At 65.2% G+C, this 20,476-nt stretch carries 18 protein-coding genes; 9 read left to right on the plus strand and 9 right to left on the minus strand.

Annotated elements, in window-relative coordinates; all coding sequences use genetic code 11:
* The first annotated feature begins 4 nt into the window (after positions 1-4).
* From ACFFF7_RS04695 to metK, 3 genes are read left to right on the plus strand one after another with little or no spacing between them, the layout of a single operon-like run.
* Positions 5-796 carry a DUF4167 domain-containing protein gene (locus ACFFF7_RS04695; protein ID WP_379480195.1) on the plus strand — a complete coding sequence of 264 codons (792 nt, stop codon included), beginning with the start codon at positions 5-7 and terminating at the stop codon, positions 794-796.
* A gap of 8 nt (positions 797-804) precedes the next feature.
* Positions 805-2,382, plus strand: a complete 1,578-nt coding sequence (gene lnt, locus ACFFF7_RS04700; RefSeq protein WP_379480196.1) for an apolipoprotein N-acyltransferase — start codon at positions 805-807, stop codon at positions 2,380-2,382.
* Positions 2,383-2,424: 42 nt separating this feature from the next.
* Positions 2,425-3,630: a methionine adenosyltransferase gene (metK, locus tag ACFFF7_RS04705; RefSeq protein ID WP_379480197.1), complete on the plus strand. Its 1,206-nt coding sequence runs from the start codon at positions 2,425-2,427 to the stop codon at positions 3,628-3,630.
* A gap of 4 nt (positions 3,631-3,634) precedes the next feature.
* Here the strand turns inward: metK and ACFFF7_RS04710 are convergent, their stop codons facing one another.
* From ACFFF7_RS04710 to ACFFF7_RS04740, 7 genes are all read right to left on the minus strand, one after another.
* The gene (locus tag ACFFF7_RS04710; RefSeq protein WP_379480198.1) at positions 3,635-3,991 is read right to left on the minus strand and encodes a DUF8817 family protein; all 357 of its coding nucleotides are present in this window, start codon (positions 3,989-3,991) and stop codon (positions 3,635-3,637) included.
* An 8-nt stretch (positions 3,992-3,999) separates the two neighbouring features.
* Positions 4,000-4,686, minus strand: coding sequence for a glutathione S-transferase family protein (locus tag ACFFF7_RS04715; RefSeq protein WP_379480199.1), 687 nt, complete (start codon positions 4,684-4,686; stop codon positions 4,000-4,002).
* Positions 4,687-4,717: 31 nt separating this feature from the next.
* Positions 4,718-5,380, minus strand: coding sequence for a ferritin-like domain-containing protein (locus ACFFF7_RS04720; protein ID WP_379480200.1), 663 nt, complete (start codon positions 5,378-5,380; stop codon positions 4,718-4,720).
* Between the two features lie 21 nt (positions 5,381-5,401).
* A complete protein-coding gene (locus tag ACFFF7_RS04725) occupies positions 5,402-6,535 on the minus strand; it encodes an NAD(P)H-dependent flavin oxidoreductase (protein ID WP_379480201.1) in 1,134 nt (377 codons plus the stop codon).
* Between the two features lie 70 nt (positions 6,536-6,605).
* Positions 6,606-7,265, minus strand: a complete 660-nt coding sequence (locus ACFFF7_RS04730) for a CoA transferase subunit B (protein WP_379480202.1) — start codon at positions 7,263-7,265, stop codon at positions 6,606-6,608.
* The gene (locus ACFFF7_RS04735) at positions 7,265-7,972 is read right to left on the minus strand and encodes a CoA transferase subunit A (protein ID WP_379480203.1); all 708 of its coding nucleotides are present in this window, start codon (positions 7,970-7,972) and stop codon (positions 7,265-7,267) included. The genes ACFFF7_RS04730 and ACFFF7_RS04735 overlap by 1 nt, the downstream gene beginning before the upstream one ends.
* 95 nt (positions 7,973-8,067) lie before the next feature.
* Positions 8,068-8,724: an HAD-IA family hydrolase gene (locus ACFFF7_RS04740; RefSeq protein WP_379480204.1), complete on the minus strand. Its 657-nt coding sequence runs from the start codon at positions 8,722-8,724 to the stop codon at positions 8,068-8,070.
* A 137-nt stretch (positions 8,725-8,861) separates the two neighbouring features.
* Here ACFFF7_RS04740 and ACFFF7_RS04745 point away from each other — a divergent pair, with 137 nt between their 5' ends.
* The 3 genes from ACFFF7_RS04745 (at position 8,862) to ACFFF7_RS04755 (ending at position 13,103) form a co-directional block, all read left to right on the plus strand.
* Positions 8,862-9,647 (plus strand): universal stress protein, encoded by a 786-nt coding sequence (locus tag ACFFF7_RS04745; RefSeq protein WP_379480205.1) that lies wholly within the window; start codon positions 8,862-8,864, stop codon positions 9,645-9,647.
* 91 nt (positions 9,648-9,738) lie between these two features.
* On the plus strand, positions 9,739-10,491 hold the full coding sequence (locus ACFFF7_RS04750; RefSeq protein WP_379480206.1) for a class I SAM-dependent methyltransferase: 753 nt from the start codon (positions 9,739-9,741) through the stop codon (positions 10,489-10,491).
* Between the two features lie 299 nt (positions 10,492-10,790).
* The gene (locus tag ACFFF7_RS04755; RefSeq protein ID WP_379480207.1) at positions 10,791-13,103 is read left to right on the plus strand and encodes a CDC48 family AAA ATPase; all 2,313 of its coding nucleotides are present in this window, start codon (positions 10,791-10,793) and stop codon (positions 13,101-13,103) included.
* A 25-nt stretch (positions 13,104-13,128) separates the two neighbouring features.
* Here ACFFF7_RS04755 and ACFFF7_RS04760 read toward each other — a convergent pair whose 3' ends face one another.
* Positions 13,129-14,184, minus strand: a complete 1,056-nt coding sequence (locus ACFFF7_RS04760) for a mechanosensitive ion channel family protein (protein WP_379480208.1) — start codon at positions 14,182-14,184, stop codon at positions 13,129-13,131.
* Between the two features lie 8 nt (positions 14,185-14,192).
* On the minus strand, positions 14,193-17,048 hold the full coding sequence (gene polA / locus ACFFF7_RS04765) for a DNA polymerase I (protein WP_379480466.1): 2,856 nt from the start codon (positions 17,046-17,048) through the stop codon (positions 14,193-14,195).
* Positions 17,049-17,379: 331 nt separating this feature from the next.
* On the opposite strand from polA, the gene ACFFF7_RS04770 reads away from it, so the two are divergent.
* The 3 genes from ACFFF7_RS04770 (at position 17,380) to ACFFF7_RS04780 (ending at position 20,468) form a co-directional block, all read left to right on the plus strand.
* Positions 17,380-17,673: a hypothetical protein gene (locus tag ACFFF7_RS04770; protein ID WP_379480209.1), complete on the plus strand. Its 294-nt coding sequence runs from the start codon at positions 17,380-17,382 to the stop codon at positions 17,671-17,673.
* 158 nt (positions 17,674-17,831) lie between these two features.
* Entirely contained in the window at positions 17,832-19,175 is a 1,344-nt protein-coding gene (locus ACFFF7_RS04775) for a phosphotransferase family protein (RefSeq protein ID WP_379480210.1), read from the plus strand.
* Between the two features lie 3 nt (positions 19,176-19,178).
* Positions 19,179-20,468, plus strand: a complete 1,290-nt coding sequence (locus ACFFF7_RS04780; RefSeq protein ID WP_379480211.1) for an acyl-CoA dehydrogenase family protein — start codon at positions 19,179-19,181, stop codon at positions 20,466-20,468.
* Positions 20,469-20,476 lie beyond the last annotated feature (8 nt).

Here is a 20,476-nt window from a genome sequence, read left to right on the forward strand (position 1 = left end):
ACCCTTGAACAACAATAATCGTGGGAACAACAACCGTCGGCGCGGACGGGGTAACCGTCCGAATGGCGGTGGCAGTGGCGGCGGACAGCAGCTCAACCGGATCGACAGCCGGGCGCGCGGGAATGCCCCGCAGCTGCTGGAAAAGTATCGCAAGCTGGCGCAGGACGCGCACCTCAACGGTGACCGGGTCCAGGCTGAATACTATCTGCAGTTTGCCGATCACTATTTCCGCGTGATCGCCGACACCCGCGTCCGTCAGGAAGAGCAGCGCAATCGCCCGCAGGGTGAGCGCTGGCAGGAATCCGCCGACGAGAACGACGACGGCGGCGATTTCAACGGCGATGCCGATTTCCCCAGCTTCGACCAGCCCAGCTATAACCGCCAGCCGCGCGAGGATCGCCCCCGCCGCGAAGAACGCCCGTCCAGCGAAGAGCGCGACGTAGAGTCGCGTGGCAACCAGCAGGAAGAACCGGTTGCAGTCAGCGATGACGGCGGCGACAATCCTTACGAACCGCCTGAAAATCCGTTTGTGCGCGAACGCGAGCCGCGCGGATCGCGCGGGCTGCGTCCCCGGCGTGAGCGCGACGATCGCGGCCCGCGCCGCGACAGCCGCAGCGATGACGGCGGTGAACCGGCCGGGCTTGACCCGACCCTGTTACCGCCTGCGATTGCCCCGCGCGAAGAGGTGTCGGGTGACGAGGGTGTTGCCAGCGACGGGGCCAAGCCGCGCCGCGGCCGCCCGCGCAAGAAGCCGTCGGCCGACGATGCCGGCGAAACGCTTGAATCGGTGAACTGATCCCCGGCGTGCAGCGCGCGCTAGGCCTGTTCCATAGTCACCCGCGCTGGGCTGCACTGCTGTGCGGCGCGGTGGCGGCAACCGGATTCGAACCGCTTCATCTCACCCTGCTGGCCCTGCTTGGCCTTACCGGGCTGATCGACCTGGTTTCACGTGCACCGACCTGGAAAGCAGCCGCGCTGATCGGCTGGCTCTTCGGAGTCGGCCACTTTACGACCGGTAACACCTGGATCGCGACGGCTTTCACCTATCAGGCGGCGATGCCGGTATGGTTGGGGTGGATCGCGGTCGTCCTGCTCAGCTTCTATCTTGCGGTCTATCCGCTATTGGCAGCCGTTGCGGCATGGCGGCTGGGGCGCGCCAATCTGGGCGCTACGATTCTGGCCTTTGCTGGCTGCTGGATCGTTAGCGAATGGCTTCGTGCATGGATTTTTACCGGTTTCGCGTGGAACCCGTTGGCAGCGATCGCGCTGGGACCATTTGGGAGCCCAGGCTTTGCGTCGGTCCTGCCGTTGACCGGAACCTATGCCCTGTCGGGGATTGTCATCCTGTTTGCCGGCAGCGTGCTGATAGCCTTGCGCAAGGGCAAGGTGAACTGGCGCGGCGCCGTGCTGTTGCTTGTGCCTATCGTGTTGCTGACCAATCCGCTGCGCCTGAGCCCCAGTTCCCCTGCCCCGGGCAATGGCCCAGCCGTCACGCTGGTCCAGCCCAACATCCCGCAGGACCAGCTCAACGATCCGGCGATGTTCCCGCGCAACTTCACCCGGCTTGCCGCCTTGTCCGCACCGCGCCAGCCCGGCCAGCAACGTTTGCTCCTGTGGCCTGAAAGCGGCGTCCCCGACTATTTGCGCGATGGCTATCCCGAGCGGTTCTACCTCGACAATGTCGGTGCCGACCCCGGCATCGCGCGCAAGCGGCTGGGCATGATTGCCGGACCGGGTACGGTTTTGATGACCGGCGCGGTCGACCTTGAGATCAAGGACGACAACGCCGTAGGGGCACGCAATGTCGTGACAGCGGTCGGCAGCGGCGGCGACATCGTCGGTTCCTATGCCAAGGCGCATCTGGTGCCCTATGGCGAATACCTGCCGATGCGCGCGCTGCTGACCCCGCTGGGACTGTCGCGGCTGGTGCCGGGCGATATCGACTTCTGGCCCGGCCCCGGGCCGCAGACGCTTGATCTTGGCCAGTGGGGCCGGCCCGGCGTCCAGATTTGCTATGAGATCATCTTCTCAGGGCAAGTGGTCGATCGCGCCGCGCGGCCACAGTTTCTGTTCAATCCGTCCAACGACGGCTGGTTCGGTGCGTCCGGCCCGCCCCAGCATCTTGCCCAGGCCCGTCTGCGTGCCATCGAAGAGGGTCTGCCGGTGCTGCGCGCCACCACGACCGGGATCAGCGCCGTGATTGAACCCAGCGGCGTGGTCCGCCAGTGGGTTCCGCGGCACAAGGCGGGGCGGATCGATGGCACGATCCCTCCGGCGCGCCAAGCGACCCTGTTTGCCAAGCTGGGTAATAAGCTTGCACTTGTCTGGGCGACACTGTTTCTTGTCGCAAGCGTGGTTGCCAGCCGCCGTAGCCGAAGCTAGACGGCAGCAGACATAAAGCTTTCTTTATATCGGAATCCGTTGATGCGCACCGACTACCTGTTCACGTCCGAATCCGTCTCCGAAGGCCATCCCGACAAGGTCGCGGACCAGATTTCCGACGCTATCGTCGACTTGTTCCTGTCCAAGGATTCCGAAGCGCGGATTGCCTGCGAGACGCTGACCACGACCCAGCTGGTCGTGCTGGCCGGCGAAATCCGCTGCAAGGGCGTCTATGAGAACGGCGAATGGATACCGGGCGCCCAGGACGAAATCGAAGCCACAGTGCGCCGCACGGTCAAGGAAATTGGTTACGAGCAGGATGGCTTTCACTGGGACAAGTTCGAATTCATCAATCGCCTGCACGGCCAGTCGGCGCACATCGCGCAAGGCGTCGACGCAGCCGACAACAAGGATGAAGGCGCGGGCGACCAGGGCATCATGTTTGGTTATGCCACCGACGAGACTCCCGATCTGATGCCGGCGACGCTGTACTACAGCCACAAGATCCTTGAGCGTATGGCCGCCGACCGCCATTCGGGCGCGGCTCCGTTCCTGGAACCCGATGCCAAGAGCCAGGTGACCCTGCGCTATGAAGGCAGCTTGCCGGTCGCGGCGACTGCAGTGGTTGTCTCGACCCAGCACGCCCCCGGTTACGACGAGGGCGACAAGGAAGCCGCGCTGCACGCCTATGTGAAGCGCGTGGTCTCCGACGTGATCCCGCCGGTACTGCTGCGCGAAACCGAGTACTTCATCAATCCGACCGGCAGCTTCGAAATCGGCGGCCCCGACGGCGACGCCGGGCTGACCGGGCGCAAGATCATCGTCGACACCTATGGCGGCGCCGCCCCGCATGGCGGTGGTGCCTTTTCCGGCAAGGATCCGACCAAGGTCGATCGCAGCGCAGCCTATATCAGCCGCTATCTGGCGAAGAACGTAGTCGCCGCCGGCCTTGCCACGCGCTGCACGATCCAGCTGGCCTATGCCATCGGCGTGTCGAAGCCGCTGTCGCTTTATGTCGATACGCACGAAACCGGCACGGTCGGCGATGACAAGATCGAAGCGGCTTTGCTGGCCATGCCCAAGCTGGGCGGCCTGACCCCACGCGCGATCCGCACGCACCTGAGTCTGAACAAGCCGATCTACCGCAAGACCGCTGCCTATGGCCACTTCGGCCGCAAGGCGGAAGGCGATCTGTTCCCGTGGGAACGGCTTGATCTGGTGGCGGATCTGAAGGCGTTGCTGGGCTAAGGCCTCAATTCTGGATCAGGCGGAGCAAAGTGCCATCCAGATCGACGAGGTAGCCGATCGTCAAGCCGCTTGGTTCGCGCGCGGGCCGGTGCAATCGCGGAAATCCCTTGCTTGCAACCGCGATGCCGGCAGCAGCACAGGCAGCGACAAAAGCCTCGAGATCATCGAGTCGAAGGCAAGTTCCAAACGAACTCGTCGTTGGGTCCAACTCGGGATATGGGAAGAATTCCAACCGCAAACTGCCGCGATCGATGATCATCCATCCAGCGTCATGCCACGTCTCAGTGAAACCGAGCATCGCGTAAAAACGCGATGTCGCCGAAAAGTCACGGGCGGGAAGGTTCGGGGTAGCGTGATCCATCGCGGTCGTCAGGCTTTTCCGCGGTAATCAGCAGTGATCGCCCCGCAGGCAGCAAGTTCTGCCTCATGGCTTTCCTCGCGCCACGTCTCGGCCAGCGCGGCCCTCTCCCAATCGCGCATCGCTGGATGGTCCAGCATATGCTCAACCCAGGCCTGCCCCTTGCCGACATCGAGCCCGTATGTGCGAATCCGGAAAGCAACCGGGGCGTAAAAGGCGTCGACTGCGCCAAATTCCGATCCTGCGAGCCACGGTCCGCCGAAGCGTGACAGACCGCTTTCGAATATCTCGCGCACGCGCGTGAGATTGCGCTGCAAGCCTTCGCTCGGCGCCCGGGGGCTGACGCGCACGCCGACGTTCATCGTGCAGTCGTTGCGCAGATGCCCGAACCCGCCGTGCATTTCGCACACCGCCCCTTGCGCGAAAACCCGCGCCTCCTCGTCCGCTGGCCAGTGGCCGGGGTGCCGGTCGGCCAGATAGAGCGCAATCGCCAGCGAATCGGCAATGACTCGATGCCCATCGATCAGCACCGGCACCTGACCGGTCGGGCTGAACTTGCGGAAATCGTCGTAGTTGTCAGGCTTGGCGAAGGGCTCCAGCCGATCGGCAAAGGGGATGCCCAGCCCTTTCATCAGCACCCAGGGGCGCAGGCTCCAGCTGGAATAGTTCCGGTTCGCGGTGATCAGGGTATAGGCCATGGCGCTCAACCTAGCGCCGGACCGATCTTGGTCAATGCGCGTAGGCGGCGGCATCCTCGTCCGGCCAGCGCGCGATGCGCGGGCGCCCCGCATCGAGGAACAGCGCCGGCAGCTTGGCCAGCATCAGGATCTTGTGAATGCACCAGTCGGCAGCGCGCTCATTCCACTTCGCGGTCGCCCGGCCCTGCCGTTCCAGCCAGCGCTGGTAGGGCAGGAAATGATCGGGCTCGTCGCGGTGGACGATCTCGAAGATCTTTTTCATCACCGGATCGGACATGATCAGCCGGTTCTTCAGGATGATTTCGACCTGGGCATAGCCGCGCTGCTCGGTCAGCATGATCACCCGGCACAGCCGCTCGAACTCGTCCGGCGTGGCGATGATGTGCTGGGTATCGAGCTCCTCGATCGAACAGCGGAACACCCATTGAATGAAGCGGTCGATGTGTCCGACCCCCGAATCGACCTGCAGCGGCATCCGCCCCTGGCGTTCGAACCAGCGGCGGAACATCAGGTAGTGGGTATGTTCGTCCTTGCGGTGCTTGGCGATTTCGCCCTGGAATTCCAGATCGTCGGGACAGCGCAGCCGCACCGCTTCAAGCACGCGGTCAAGCGAGGTATAGCCCCGGTGTTCATTGTAGATGTAGATCGACGCCAGGACATCGAGATAACGTTCGCGAAAACCTGCGCCCAGCATTGCAACCTACTCCAAATCAACTCACTCCAGCATGCTGGTCAATCCCAGCACCGCTTCGGCAAACTCCTCGCGGAAATCCTGGACCACGCCCTTGGCGCTGCGCACCTGGTCGATCAGGCCTACGCCCTGCCCCACGAAGTACGAAACGAGCGCGCGGGCCTCTTCGTTCCCGTTTATGACAGCTTTTTCGATACGCTGGAACGCCGGTTCGGACACCATACCCATAAGGGGCATCGGCAGCGTGCCGGGACTGCCTTCACCGTCCCAGGCCTCGTGCCACGCGGTTTTGAGCTGGCGGGCCGGCTTGCCGGTGCGGCTGCGGCTGCGCACGGTGTCGCGGCTGCGCGCCGCGACCATCTTGTCGCGGAAGGCTTCGCTGGTCTCCGCTTCGGTGGTCGCCAGCCAGACCGAGCCAGTCCAGGCCCCTTGCGCCCCCGCCGCCATCATTGCCGCCATCTGTGCCCCGGTCATGATCCCGCCCGCGGCCAGCACGGGAATGTCCTGCCCCGCCGCCTTCAGCGCGCGGACCACTTCGGGGATCAGCACCAGGGTCGAAACCTCGCCGCAGTGGCCGCCCGCCTCGCCGCCCTGGGCAACGATAATGTCGACCCCCGCCGCGGCCTGGCGCAGCGCGTGCTCCTTGGCCCCGACCAGTGCTGCCACCGGGATGCCGCGGCGCTTGCCCTCCGCAATCATTTCCGCCGGAGCAATGCCCAGTGCGTTGGCGATCAACCGGATCGGGTGGCGGAAGGCCACTTCCATCTGGGCAAAGCCGTTTTCCGGGGTAATCCCGGCGCGCCCTTCATAGCGCACGACTTCGTCCGGGCTGACCGCCACGCCATACTGGTTCAGCAAGCCGGCAGTGAAATCGCGGTGCTGCGCGGAAATCGCTTCGGCCCGCTGGGCATTGTCGGCAAAGTCGGCAACCCGCGGATCGACCGTTTCCGGCACCAGCACGTCGACACCGTAAGGCGCGCCGTCGATGTGCTCGTCGATCCAGGCCAGCTCTTCCTCAAGCTGCTCGGGCGTAAAGCGCGTTGCCCCCAGCACGCCAAAGCCGCCCGCCTTGCTGACCGCTACGACGACATCGCGGCAGTGGCTGAAGGCAAACAGCGGAAATTCGCAGCCGGTCAGGCGGCAGACGGCATTGTCCATGATTCTCTCCCGTTACGGGAGCGATCATTGCGCCGCCGGACCGTGGCTGCAAGTCCGATTAATCGGCCAGTTAAACGATGTAGTGCGCCGTCGTCCTGGCGGCCAGCGCATCGGCGGTCACCCCTGGGGCCAGCTCGATCAACCGGAACGGGCTGGCGTGATCGTCGCGCTTGAACACCGCGAGGTCGGTGATCACCATGTCGACGACGTTGCGCCCGGTCAGCGGCAGGGTGCAGGCCGGGATGAACTTGGCGCTGCCATCCTTGGCGCAGTGCTCCATCACCACGATGATCTTCTTGACCCCGGCAACCAGGTCCATCGCCCCGCCCATGCCCTTGATCATCTTGCCCGGGATCATCCAGTTGGCGATGTCGCCGTTTTCGGCGACTTCCATAGCCCCCAGCACGGTCAGGTCGATCTTGCCGCCGCGGATCATCGCGAAGGACTGGGCCGAATCGAAATAGGCCGAATGCGGCAATTCGCTGATCGTCTGCTTGCCGGCATTGATCAGGTCGGCGTCGATCTGGTCCTCGGTCGGGAACGGACCGATGCCCAGCATCCCGTTTTCGCTCTGCAAGGTTACGGTCATGCCCGCAGGGACATGGTTGGCGACCAGGGTCGGAATGCCGATCCCCAGGTTGACGTAATAGCCGTCCTGCAGCTCCTGCGCGGCACGGGCCGCCATCTGGTCTCGGCTCCAGCCCTGGGCGATGTGATCGTGTTGGGTCATCAGCCGACATCCGTGCTGCGAGTGGTGCGGAATTCGATCTTCTTATCATAGGGCGCGCCGACAATCAGGCGCTGGACGTAGACCCCAGGCAAGTGGATGCAATCGGGATCGAGACTGCCGGTGGGGACGATCTCTTCCACCTCGACCACGCAGACCTTGCCGCAGGTTGCCGCCGGCTGGTTGAAATTGCGCGCGGTTTTGCGAAACACGACATTGCCGGTCTCGTCCGCCTTCCACGCCTTGACCAGCGCCAGATCGGCGAAGATGCCCTGCTCAAGGACATACTCCTCGCCATTGAAGACCTTGGTTTCCTTGCCCTCTGCCACCAGTGTGCCGACCCCGGTCTTGGTGTAGAAGCCCGGAATCCCCGCCCCGCCGGCGCGCATCCGTTCGGCCAGGGTGCCCTGGGGGCAGAACTCGACTTCCAGCTCGCCCGACAGGTACTGGCGCTCGAACTCCTTGTTCTCGCCGACGTAGGAACTGATCATCTTCCTGACCTGCCGCGTGCGGAGCAGCTTGCCGATGCCTTCGTTGTCGATCCCGGCGTTGTTGCTGGCAAAGGTCAGGTCCTTGACCCCGCTGTCGCGCACCGCATCGAGCAGGCGTTCGGGAATGCCGCACAGACCGAAACCGCCGCAGGCGATCAGCAGGCCGTCGCGCAGCAGGCCATCGAGCGCGGCCGGTGCATCGGGATAGATCTTTCGCATCACTGCTCCCACAGGTTGAAGCGCCAGCCGCTACGTCAAGCGCAGGATCGTTACAATTGCAACAGACGCCGCGCCAGTTGCGCGGCGCGCAACGATCAACCCAGCGCCAGGCCCACAATGGCCGAAAGGTCGGCCAGGGCTTGCTCCCCGCTGGTGACCTTGATCGCTTGCATGCCCAGCTGCGCCGCAGGTTTACAGTTGATCCCCAAATCGTCGAGGTAGACGCAGGCCGCCGGTTCCAGTCCAAGCCGTTCGCACATCAACAGGTAGATCCGCGGGTCGGGCTTGCGTACCCCGGCCTTGCTGCTTTCGATCACCTGTTCGAACCGCGCGAAGACCTGTTCGTAGGCGTCCTTGGCATCGCCGCTGCGTGCCATCCCGGCGCCGTGACCCGCAGGGACGTTGTTGGTAATGCAGGCCAGGCGAAATCCCGCCGCCTTAAGCTGGTCGAGCGCGGTGACCATTGCCGGGCGGATCGCCCCGGACAGGACAGCAAGCACCGACGCACCGTCCAGCGTGTGACCCAGGGCTGCGGCTTCGGCAGCAAACAGCGTATCGAACCGCGCGGCGTCGATCTCCGCCCGCTCGAACAGGGCCCAGGCATTTCCGTCGGGATTTGCTGCATTGACCTCGCGGATGAAATCGCGCGGTAGGCCGCGTTCGGCCTCTAGCCGATTGAACGCCTCGAACGGTGAGGCGGTGATTACCCCGCCAAAGTCGAAAATCACGGCATCGAAACGGCGCTGGTTCACGTTGGCAGGTCTCCTGTGCGGGTTACTCCGTTCCGTGGCCGATCCTGGCGGTGCGGGCAAGCCGTGTTGATTGATCGAAATCATGGACAGGTCTAGCGCAGGGGCGCAGCATCGCTCCAACTTGCGGAGGACCTGCCATGCGTTCCATCTTGATCCAAACCGGCCGCGACAGCGGCATGGCCGCGCGCCTCGACACGGCTATGGCCATCGCCCGCGCCAATCACGGCCACGTGACCCTGCTGATCGACACGCCGGTAAGCCGCTATGTCACAGTCGATCCCTACGGCGGGACCTATGTCGCGCGCGAGGCGCTGGACGATGCGCTGGCCCAGGACGATGCGCTGGCAGCGGCCTTCGCCGGACGCCTGACGCGCGATGACGTGCCTTTCGACGTGGTCCAGTACGAAACCGAGCCGCTGGCGGCGATGGCCGATGCGGCGCGATTGGCCGACCTGATCGTGGTTTCGCGCGGCTGTGGCTATTGCGGCGACCTGGCCCTGGAAGCCCGCGCGCCCGTCCTGGCCCTGCCCGATGACCGTCCGCTGGCCTTGCCACTGCGGGCCGCGGCCATTGCCTGGGACGGCGGGCGCGAGGCGGCGCATGCCTTGCGCGCCGCAGTGCCGCTGCTGCGCGATTGCCCGGCGGTTTCGGTAATTTCGGTTCCGCCCGCCAAAAGCGGCGATTTCCCGGCGACCGAGGCACTGCGCTATCTCTCGCGGCACGGGATCAAGGCCGAACTGGCCGAACCGGCCAAGGTCAATTCGGTCGAGGAAACGATCGCCAGCGAAGTCCATGCCCGGAAGGCAGAACTCCTGGTCATGGGCGCTTACAGCCACAGCCGGGTGCGCGAATTCCTCTTTGGCGGAGTGACGCGCTATTTCCTGGAAGAAGGCGCCGCACCGCCCCTGCTGATCGCGCACTGACCGGGCGGTATCGGCACTTTGTCGATTGCGGTTCGCCGAGGGGGCATGCCAGCAGTAAGCTGCGGCACGACCTGATCCGGGGAGAGACGCCATGACCCACCTGCGCAGACTTACCACCCTTGCCGCCGCTGCTTGCGCCGTGCTGCTGGCCCCGCCGCTTTCCGCCAAGCCAGCGGACTATGCGGCAGCCGTCGCCGCCAATGATCGCGGGGAAAAGAACCGCACTCTGGATGCCTCGCGCATGCCGGCTGAGATTCTCGATTTTGCCAAGGTTCGCCGCGGCCAGACCGTGGTTGATTTCATGGCTGGATCGGGTTACTGGACCGAACTGTTTTCCCGCGCGGTCGGGCCCCGGGGCCGGGTCTATGCCAGCGATCCGCCCAGCTTCAACGATGCCAAGTCCTGGGCACCGATTCTGGCCAGCCACGGCAATGTCCGGCAGGTTCTGCAGCCGATCGCCACGACAACCTTTCCGGCCCGCAGCGTCGATCTGCTGTTCATCAACCTCAACTTCCACGACCTCTACTGGGAATCGGAAAAGTACACCTTCCCGCGCCTTGACGTCCCCGCAGTCCTGTCCGGCTGGTTCCAGGCGGTGAAGCGCGGCGGCCACGTGGTGATCATCGATCACGTCGGACCGGCCGGCGATACCCGTGCCCTGGTCGAAAAGCTCCACCGCATCGATCCGGCCAAGGTCAAAGCCGACATGGCCGCCGCGGGCTTCGTGCTGGAAGCCGAAAGCAACCTGTTGCAGCGCACAACGGACACCCACGAGGTCAATGTCTTCGATCCAAGCGTGCGCGGCAACACCGACCGATTTATTCTGAAATTCCGCCGACCTTGAGCTATTTTCACGTCATGTTGCAAATTATGCAACTTGAAATGCGCTTTTCGCACTTGCACAATAATCCAGTCGAAGCCAGATAGAGCCTGCCTTTCAGGCATCCTCTCCCAAAAACTTTCATAGGCCCGGACGGCGACGTCCGGGCCTTCTTTTTTGCACGCCGGGCTGCTTGTCGGGCAACGCCGCGCCCGGATCGGCGTTATGCGTCAAAGCGCACGGACCGGTTTGCATTCCCGCCAATCAGTTCCTAGCTTCGCATCCCACAGGGCAAAGGCCCGGCACAGACAGGAACCGATACAATGGCCGATGGCGATGACGCCGCCGCTAAGAACAAGGCGGTCAAACTGCAGGTGGCTGCCGCCCGGCAGGAAGAAAGCGGCCAGGGCATCGCCCGCATGCCCAAGTCGGCCCTAGCCGCCCTTGGTGTGACCGAAGGCGACGTGGTCGAGATCGTCGGCAAGCGCAGCACGGCGGCGCGAGTCGTGCTGGCCTATGCCGAGGACGAAGGGCTCGACGTGATCCGCCTCGATGGGCTGCAGCGCGCCAATGCCGAAGTCGGTTCGGGCGATCACGTCCAGGTCGCCAAGGCCGAATCGCGCCCGGCGCAGCGGGTCGTCTTCGCCCCGGCGCAGCGCGAGATGCGGTTGCAAGGCCCCGGCCAGGCGCTCAAGCGCAACTTTTTCCAGCGTCCGCTGGTCGCGGGCGATCTGGTTGCCACCACCGGGCAGACTCAGGTCCGCGACATGCCGCCGCAGGTCGCGCGGATGTTCAACGCCCCGGCCTTTGCCCTCACGCAAATCCGCCTGACTGTGGTTTCGACCGTGCCCAAGGGCATCGTCCACATCGACGAGAACACCGAGGTCGAGCTGCGTGAGGAATTCGAGGAAGCCCGCGGATCGCGCGGCGACGTCAACTACGACGACGTCGGCGGCATGGGCGATACCATCCGCCAGCTGCGCGAAATGGTCGAACTGCCGCTGCGCTATCCCGAACTGTTCACCCGACTGGGCGTCGATCCGCCCAAGGGGGTGCTGCTCCATGGTCCGCCGGGCACCGGCAAGACCCGCCTGGCCCGCGCCGTCGCTAACGAAAGCGAAGCCAGCTTCTTCACCATCAACGGCCCCGAGATCATGGGCAGCGCCTATGGCGAGAGCGAACGGCGTCTGCGCGAAGTGTTCGAGGAGGCCGAGAAGGCCTCGCCCTCGATCGTCTTCATCGACGAGATCGATTCGATCGCGCCCAAACGCTCGGGCACGCCGGGTGAAGCGGAAAAGCGCCTGGTCGCCCAGCTGCTGACCCTGATGGACGGGCTGCAGGCGCGCTCCAACATCGTGGTCATCGCCGCGACCAACCGCCCCGACGCGATCGATGAAGCCTTGCGCCGCCCCGGCCGCTTCGACCGCGAGATCGTGGTCGGCGTGCCCGACGAAAGCGGCCGGCGCGAGATCCTGGGGATCCACACCCGCGGTATGCCGCTGACCGGGGTCGACCTCGATGAACTGGCGCGCACCACCCACGGCTTCGTCGGCGCCGATCTGGGCGCGCTGGCGCGCGAGGCGGCGATGGACGCGGTGCGGCGGATCATGCCCCAGCTCGATCTCGAGGCGCAGACCATCCCGGCCGAAGTGCTTGAAGGCCTGACCGTCACGCGCGAGGATTTCCTCAATGCGCTCAAGCGGGTCCAGCCTTCGGCGATGCGCGAAGTCATGGTTCAGGTCCCCAATGTCGGCTGGGCCGATGTCGGCGGCGTGGATGACGCCCAGGACAAGCTCAAGGAAGGGGTCGAGCTGCCGCTGAAGAACCCGGACGCCTTCCGCCGCCTGGGCATCCGCCCGGCCAAGGGTTTCCTGCTCTATGGCCCGCCCGGCACCGGCAAGACCCTGCTGGCCAAGGCTGTCGCCAAGGAAAGCGAGGCCAACTTCATCGCGATCAAGTCATCCGACCTCTTGAGCAAGTGGTATGGCGAAAGCGAGCAGCAGATCGCCCGGCTGTTCCAGCGCGCGCGTCAGGTCGCGCCTTGCGTGATCTTCATCGACGAGATCGACAGTCTGGTTCCGGCCCGCGGCACCAGCGGCAACGAGCCGCAGGTCACCGCCCGCGTGGTCAATACGATCCTGGCCGAAATGGACGGGATGGAAGAACTGTCCAGCGTGGTGCTGATCGGCGCGACCAATCGCCCCGGACTGGTCGATCCGGCGCTGCTGCGTCCGGGCCGGCTGGACGAGCTGATCTATGTCGGCACGCCGGACGCCAAGGGCCGCGAACACATCCTGGGGATCCACACCGCCAAGATGCCGCTGGCCAAGGACGTCGACCTTGGTGCGATCGCCGCCAAGGCCGACCGCTTTACCGGGGCCGATCTTGAAGATGTCGTGCGCCGTGCCGGGCTCAACGCGATCCGCCGCAGCGACGGCGATGCCAAGACCGTCACTGCCGCCGACTTTGCCGAGGCGCTGGAGGATTCGCGCGCCACGGTCTCGGCGGAAATGGAAGCCGAGTATCTAAAGATGAAAGGCGAATTGAAAAAGCGCGCTGCTGAAGTCACCGCGCAGCAGATCGGCTTCCTCGCGCCCGGCATGGTCGAATCGACGCGGGAGAAGAAGCACGGGTGAAAAGCGCCCCCCGGTGGGGGGGCGTTCAAACCTCGTCGCACAGCGCAGCGGGCATGTTTTCGCGCAGCCATTCGAGCATGGCTTCGCGCATCACCGGGCGCAGCCGGCCGAGCGCGGTGGGGCCTGCCGCGCTCATCACCAGCTTGAGCTCGATCGAACCGACCTGGACCTCGCTGACCTGGAGCGCGCCGGTGCGCTTGTCCCAGTCAGGATTGGCGGCAAGCAAAGCCTCGTAGGCTTCGCGGATCGGGCCGATCGGGTTGCCCGGCTTGATCGGCAGGACCACCGACCCGGTAATTCCGCCCCCGGCACGGGTCCAGTTCTGGAACGTGCTGTCGAGGAACTTCGAAGTCGGCACGATGATCCGTCGCTCGTCATTGGTGCGGATCACCACATAGCTCAGGCGAATATCCTCGACCCGGCCATTCTCGCCATCGACAACCACGAAATCGCCGATGCGGATCGGCTCGGTCAGCGCGATCTGCATCCCGGCGATCAGCGACTTGAGTGCGGGCTGCGCCGCCGCGCCGACCGCCAGGGTCGCCACCCCGGCCGAGGCGAGCAGCGTGGTGCCAAGATTGCGCACCGCCGGGATGCCGAACAGCACCAGCGCGACGGTGACGAAGACGATCAGGAAGCTGGCGGTCCGCGACAGGATCGCGATGCGCGTGCGGCGGCTGCGCGCGGCCAGTTCGTCGTCATAGGCTTCGGCGCGGTGATCGAGCGCCGCAGCCAGCGCCTTGACCAGCGCGAAGAACAGCCAGCCAAGCAGCGCGGGTTCGATGAAACGGCCCAGTTCGCCCCAGACCCGCCCGATCAGCGCGTCGCTTTCCGCCGCGACCGAGATCGCCACCGCGATCATCAGCCACAGCGTCGGCATGCGCAGCCCGGCCAGCACCAGATCGTCGCCCTTGGTTGTCGACAGCCGCGCGGCGCGCTTCAGCCCGGCGAAGATCAGCAGGTGAAGGGTGAAGGCCACGCCGATTGCGATGCCGCCATGGATCGCGGCGCGGGTCAGGCTTTCCGACCAGCCGAGCACAGTTTCGCCCGAAGGCAGGCCCGCCGGCAGCCGGGTCGCCATGCCGCCGCTCAATGCGCAGCTCCCCAGCTTTCGCCGTGGCCGATCTCGACCCCCAGCGGCACGCTCATGTCGACCGCCGGGGCGGCGGCACCAGCCATTACCGCGCGGATGACGTCGGACGCCGCGGCGACATCGCCGGCCGGCAGTTCAAAAACCAGTTCATCGTGGACCTGCAATAGCATCCGCACATGACCGAGCCCGGCGGCTTCCAGCGCAGGGTTCATCCGCGCCATCGCCCGCTTGATGATGTCGGCCGCGGTGCCCTGGATCGGGGCGTTGATCGCGGCGCGCTCGCTGCCCTGGCGCTCCGCCTGGTTGGGCGACTTGATCCGCGGGAACCAGGTCTTGCGCCCGAACAGCGTTTCTGAATAGCCGCGCTCGCGCACTGCATCGAGCGTTTCGTGGATATAGCGCTGGATCCCCGGAAAGCGTTCGAAATAGCGGTCGATCATCGCCTGGGCTTCATCCGACGTGACTCCCAGCCGTCCGCCCAGCCCCCAGCGGCTGATCCCGTAAAGGATCGCGAAGTTGATCGTCTTGGCCCGGCCGCGGGTGTCGCGGTTGACCTCGCCAAACATTTCCTGCGCGGTGCGGGCGTGGATGTCCTCGCCATTGGCAAAGGCTTCCTTCAGCGCGGGCACGTCGGCCATGTGTGCGGCCAGGCGCAGTTCGATCTGGCTATAGTCCGCGGCGAGCAGCACGTTGCCCGGTTCCGCGACGAAGCAATCGCGGATCTGGCGGCCGATTTCGGTCCGGATCGGGATGTTCATCAGGTTGGGGTCGGTCGAGGACAGCCGTCCGGTCTGCGCCCCGACCAGGCTGTAGCTGGTGTGGACCCGCCCGGTATCGGGATTGATCGCCGCCTGCAGCGCCTCGGTATAGGTCGAACGCAGCTTGGACAGCTGGCGCCATTCGAGCACTTTGCCCGCAATCGGTGCGCCTTCGCCGGCCAGCCCTTCCAGCACCGACTGGTCGGTCGAATACTGCCCGCTCTTGCCCTTCTTGCCGCCCTTGTAGCCGAGCGTATCAAACAGGACGTCGCCCAGCTGCTTGGGACTGCCGATCGTGAAAGGCCCGCCGGCAAGCGCGTGGATTTCGCTCTCAAGCGCGCCAATCTGCTCGGCAAAGGTGGCGGACAGCCCGGCCAGCCGCTCGCGATCGACGCGAACGCCGTGGCGCTCCATCTGCGCCACCACGGGAACCAGTGGCCGGTCGACCCGCTCATAGATGCGGGTTGCACTCTCTTCGGAAAGGCGCGGCTTGAGCACGCGGTGCAGCCGCCAGGTGACGTCGGCATCCTCGGCGGCATATTCGGTGGCGCGGTCAAGCGGGACCTCGCCGAACGGGATCACCTTCTTGCCGGTGCCGCAGACCTCCTTGAAGGTCAGCGTGGTATGGCCAAGGTGGCGGCTCGACAGCTCGTCCATCCCGTGGCCGCCGCCGATCCCGTCCTCGCTGCGCCCGGCATCGAGATCGAAGCTGATGATCATCGTATCGTCGATCGGGGCGACCGCGATGCCATGCCGCGCCAGCACGTTGAGATCATACTTGATGTTCTGCCCGACCTTGAGCACCGCATCGCTTTCCAGCAGCGGTTTGAGCAGGGCTAGGGCGCGGCCCTTGTCGATCTGCACCGGACGCTCGGCAAACATGTCGCTGCCACCGTGGCCCAGCGGAATATAGCAGGCATCATTCGGACCCAGCGCCAGACTGATCCCGGCGAGGTCGGCGCGCATCGCATCAAGAGCGGAGGTTTCGGTATCGACCGCGACCAGCCGCGCAGCAAAGGCACGCTCGATCCACGCGGCCAGTGCCGCTTCGTCCTGGACACAGGCATAGGCCGTGCGGTCGACCGGCGGCATCGCGGCCAGTGGCTGGCGCCCCCCCGCGGGTACGGCCGCTTCTCCGGCGGTGACCGGCTTGGCCGGATTGAGCTGGGTCGCGCGTTCGGGGCTGCCGCGCCCGTCGCCCAGGCGCTTGAGCAGACTGGTGAAGCCATGTTCGCTGAGGAAGTGGATCAGCGGATCGGGCGGGATCGCATCGAGCTTCATGTCATCGAGCGGCACAGGCAGCGCGCAGTCTTCCTTCAACTGCACCAGCACCCGGCTCAATCGGGCCATTTCGGCCTGTTCGATCAGGCTGTCGCGCAGCTTCGACGGCTTCATCCCGGGCGCAGCAGCGAGTGCACCTTCAAGGCTGCCATGTTCCTGGATCAGTTTGGTCGCGGTCTTGGGACCGATTCCGCGAATGCCGGGTACGTTGTCGACCGAATCGCCCATCAGGGCCAGCACGTCGCCGACCAGTTCGGGCCTGACCCCGAACTTCTCCTCGACCTCGGCCACATCGATCCGCTGGTTCTTCATCGTGTCAAGCATGTCGATGCAGCCACCTTCGCAGCCATCTTCGCCGGGGCAGCAGCGACCCACCAGCTGCATCAGATCCTTGTCGGACGATACGATGGTCACGTCCCAGCCGCGTTCGGTCGCGGCCCGGGCGTATGAAGCGATCAGATCGTCCGCTTCCAGCCCGATCTCCTCGATGCAGGGCAGGCTGAAGGCGCGGGTGGCGTCGCGGATCAGCGGGAACTGCGGCTTGAGATCCTCTGGCGGGGGCGGGCGATTGGCCTTGTACTGGTCGTAGATTTCGTTGCGGAACGACACGCTCGACGCGTCGAGGATCACCGCCAGGTGGGTGGGTCCATCGGCCTTGTTCAGATCTTCGGCCAGCTTCCACAGCATGGTGGTATAGCCATAGACCGCGCCGACCGGGACACCCTGCGGGTTGGTCAGCGGCGGCAGCCGGTGATAGGCGCGGAAAATATAGGCCGATCCATCGACCAGGTAGAGATGCTGCTTGGGCTCCATGCGGTCCACGCTAGCAGCATGGCAGGGGCAGTGTAAGCCCGCCACAAGCGCGTTTCCATTGAAGCCGCAGCGCGGGCGGTGCGCTGCGTCATACCCTCGCCACAATTGGGATGCATTCCGACTCTTGCGCGCTAATGTGCGCATGGAATCATGCTGGACGCGACAATCGCTTGCATCCCCCGACGAAGGGCATTATTTGTCCGCGCGAAGTCTACTGATAAGGTAGGCTTTCCGCGCGGTCGCGTATGCCCGGCATCTGTCAGGTTATCTGGCGGGAACCGGGAAATGCCAGCCGCGCGTGGTCCACTCGCTGTTCTAAGGAATACCATTCATGCGCAAGATCGTTCTCGCTGCCGCCGCTGCTGGCGCCGCTCTCGCTCTGTCGGCCTGCTCGTCGGAAAAGGCTGAAGACGCCACCACCGCTGCTTCGGAAGCCGCCACCGACACCATGGGCGCCGCTTCGGACGCCGCTGCCGACACCATGGGTGCCGCTTCGGGCGCTGCTGCTGAAGCCGCTACCGCCGCTTCGGGCGCTGCCACTGCCGCTGCCGACGCCGCGACCGCCGCTTCGGGCGCCGCTGCCGACGCTGCTGCTGCTGCTGCGGATGCCGCCAAGAAGATGTAATCTTCGCCGGCAGGCAAAGAATTGGGGCGCGAAGGGTAACCTTCGCGCCCTTTTTCTTTGACCTGGACGCGCCGCACCGCGACAGCGCTTGACTGATTTAATCGCGCGATTAACATTGCTCCCGAAGGTCCGGAACGGGCCCGAGAGGAGGCCGCGGCATGTCCCCATCCCCAGCCCTGGTGCTGGCCAAAGGCCTGGCCCGCGCGCTGGCGCGCGTCGGGCTGCCCGGGCCGGAGGGGTTGGAGCGGCTGTCGGGCGGTGCCAACATGGAAAGCTGGCGCTTTACTGCCGGCGACCACACCCTGATCCTGCGCCGCGCCCCGTCTGCTGAAATGATGGCCGGCCGGCCGATGGACCACCACGGCGAAGCTGAACTGATCCGCGCCGCCCATGCTGCCGGTGTGATGGCGCCGGAAGTGATTGGCGAACTCGAACCCGGCGACGAAATCGGCAGCGGCTTCATCATGCGGGCAATCCCGGGCACCCCAGACCCCGTGGCGATCCTGGCCGAGGCCGATGGCGAGACCCTGATCGGTGACATCGCGCGCGAACTGGCCGCCACGCACCGCATCCCCGCCGCGGAACTGGCCGTGCCGGTGATGGACACCGCAGCAGCTCTGGCCGAGCTCAAGGCGCGCTATCTGTCCTATGGCGGCGATCGCCCGATCCTGGCGCTTGCGGTGCGTTGGCTGGAGCGCAATCTGCCAGCGGATGTCGCCCCCCACCTGGTCCACGGCGATTTCCGGCTGGGCAACCTGATGGTCGAGAATGGCCGCCTGTCGGGCGTGCTCGACTGGGAGCTGGCCCATCTGGGCGACCCGCACGAGGATCTGGCCTTCGGCTGCATGACCGTGTGGCGCTTCACCCGGCCCGACCGGCCCGGCTACGGCCTGAGCTCGATCGAGCGATTGGTCGAAGCCTATCAGGCGGCCGGCGGTGTCCCGTTCGATCCGGCGCGGTTCCGCTTCTGGACGGTCTACCGCACCTTCTGGTGGGCACTGGGCTGCCTGCAGATGGGCAATTTCTGGCGCGACGGCCACGACCGCGCGGTTGAACGCGTCGTCGTCGCCCGGCGCACCTCCGAACAGGAGCTCGACCTGCTGCTGCTGCTCGAAGACCAGGCTCCAGAAGCAGAACGGAGCCGCCCCTTGCCGCCCGCCGCAACCCCTGTCCAACGCGGGCGCGGCGAACCCGATGGCAGCGAGATCCTCGAAGCCGTGTCCGAATGGCTCAACGGCGATCTCAAGCGGCTGGTCAGCGGGCGCGACAAATTCAACCTGGCCGTGGCGCGCAACGCGCTGGGCATCGTCGCGCGCGAACTGGCGCAGCGCCCGCCGGCCACCGATGCCGCGCTGTCGGCGCAGCTGCTGGCCGGCACCGCCGATCTTGCCACCCCGGGACTGCTGGCCCGCCTGCGCCGCATGGCGCTCGACAAATTATCCGCCGACGTACCGAAATATCCCGCGCTGGCTGAAGCGCGGACCCGCTGGGAAGGACCCTGAGCCATGGATTTTGCGCTGCCCCAAGACCTGATCGCCTATCTGGCCGAACTCGATGATTTCATCGCCAGCGATATCAAGCCGCTGGAACAGGCGGATGACAACATCCGCTTCTTCGATCATCGCCGCGAATATGCCCGGACCGATTTCGAGAACGACGGACTGCCACGCCACGAATGGGAAATGCTGCTGCGCGAAGCCTCGCTGCGCGCTGACAAGGCCGGGCACTGGCGCTTTTCCGCGCCGAAGAAATACGGCGGCAAGGATGGCTCGAACCTGGCCATGGCGGTGATCCGCGACCGCTTTGCCGCGATGGGCCTGGGCCTGCACAACGATCTGCAGAACGAACATTCGATCGTCGGCAATTTCCCTTTCGTCGCCATGTTCGAGCATTTCGGCACGCCCGAACAGCAGGAGGAATTCATCCTGGGCGGGTTCAACCGCCAGCGCCGCGTTGCCTTCGGCCTGACCGAGCCCGATCACGGCAGCGATGCCACCCACATGGAAACCCGTGCGGTGCGCGAGACCCGGGACGGGGTGCCTGGCTGGCGGATCGACGGGCGCAAGATGTGGATTACCGGCATGCACGTTGCCACCCACTGCGCCGCGTTCTGCCGCACGTCGGGCAAGGACGGCGATGCCAAGGGGATCACTTGCATCCTGGTGCCGATCGACACCCCCGGCATGGTGGTCGACGAATATATGTGGACCTTCAACATGCCGACCGACCACCCGCGAATGCATTTCGAAAACTGCTGGGTGCCTGAAAGCGCGGTGCTCGGCCCGGTCGACGGCGGGCTGTCGATCGCGCAGAGCTTCGTCCACCAGAACCGCATTCGCCAGGCCGCATCGTCGCTGGGCGCGGCGACCTATTGCGTCGAGGAATCGGTCAAGTACGCCCGCCAGCGCAAGCCCTTCGGGCAGGAACTGGCGCGCAACCAGGGGATCCAGTTCCCGCTGGTCGAGCTGGCCACCCAGTGCGAGATGCTGCGCGCTTTTATCTACCAGACCGCCTGGCAGATGGACCAGATCCCGCACAAGGAGCTGGAGCACCAGCTGTCCGACAAGATCAGCATGTGCAACTATTACGCCAACCGCCTGGTCTGCGAGGCCGCCGACCGGGCGATGCAGGTGCACGGCGGGATCGGTTATTCGCGGCACAAGCCGTTCGAGCACATCTATCGCCACCACCGCCGCTACCGCATCACCGAAGGGGCAGAGGAAATCCAGATGCGCAAGGTCGGGGCCTACCTGTTCGGTTATCTTGGACCACGCCGGGCGGAATTTGCGCAATAAGCGCCAAG

The sequence above is a fragment of the Novosphingobium aquiterrae genome (assembly GCF_042434435.1).
Lineage (GTDB): Bacteria > Pseudomonadota > Alphaproteobacteria > Sphingomonadales > Sphingomonadaceae > Novosphingobium > Novosphingobium aquiterrae.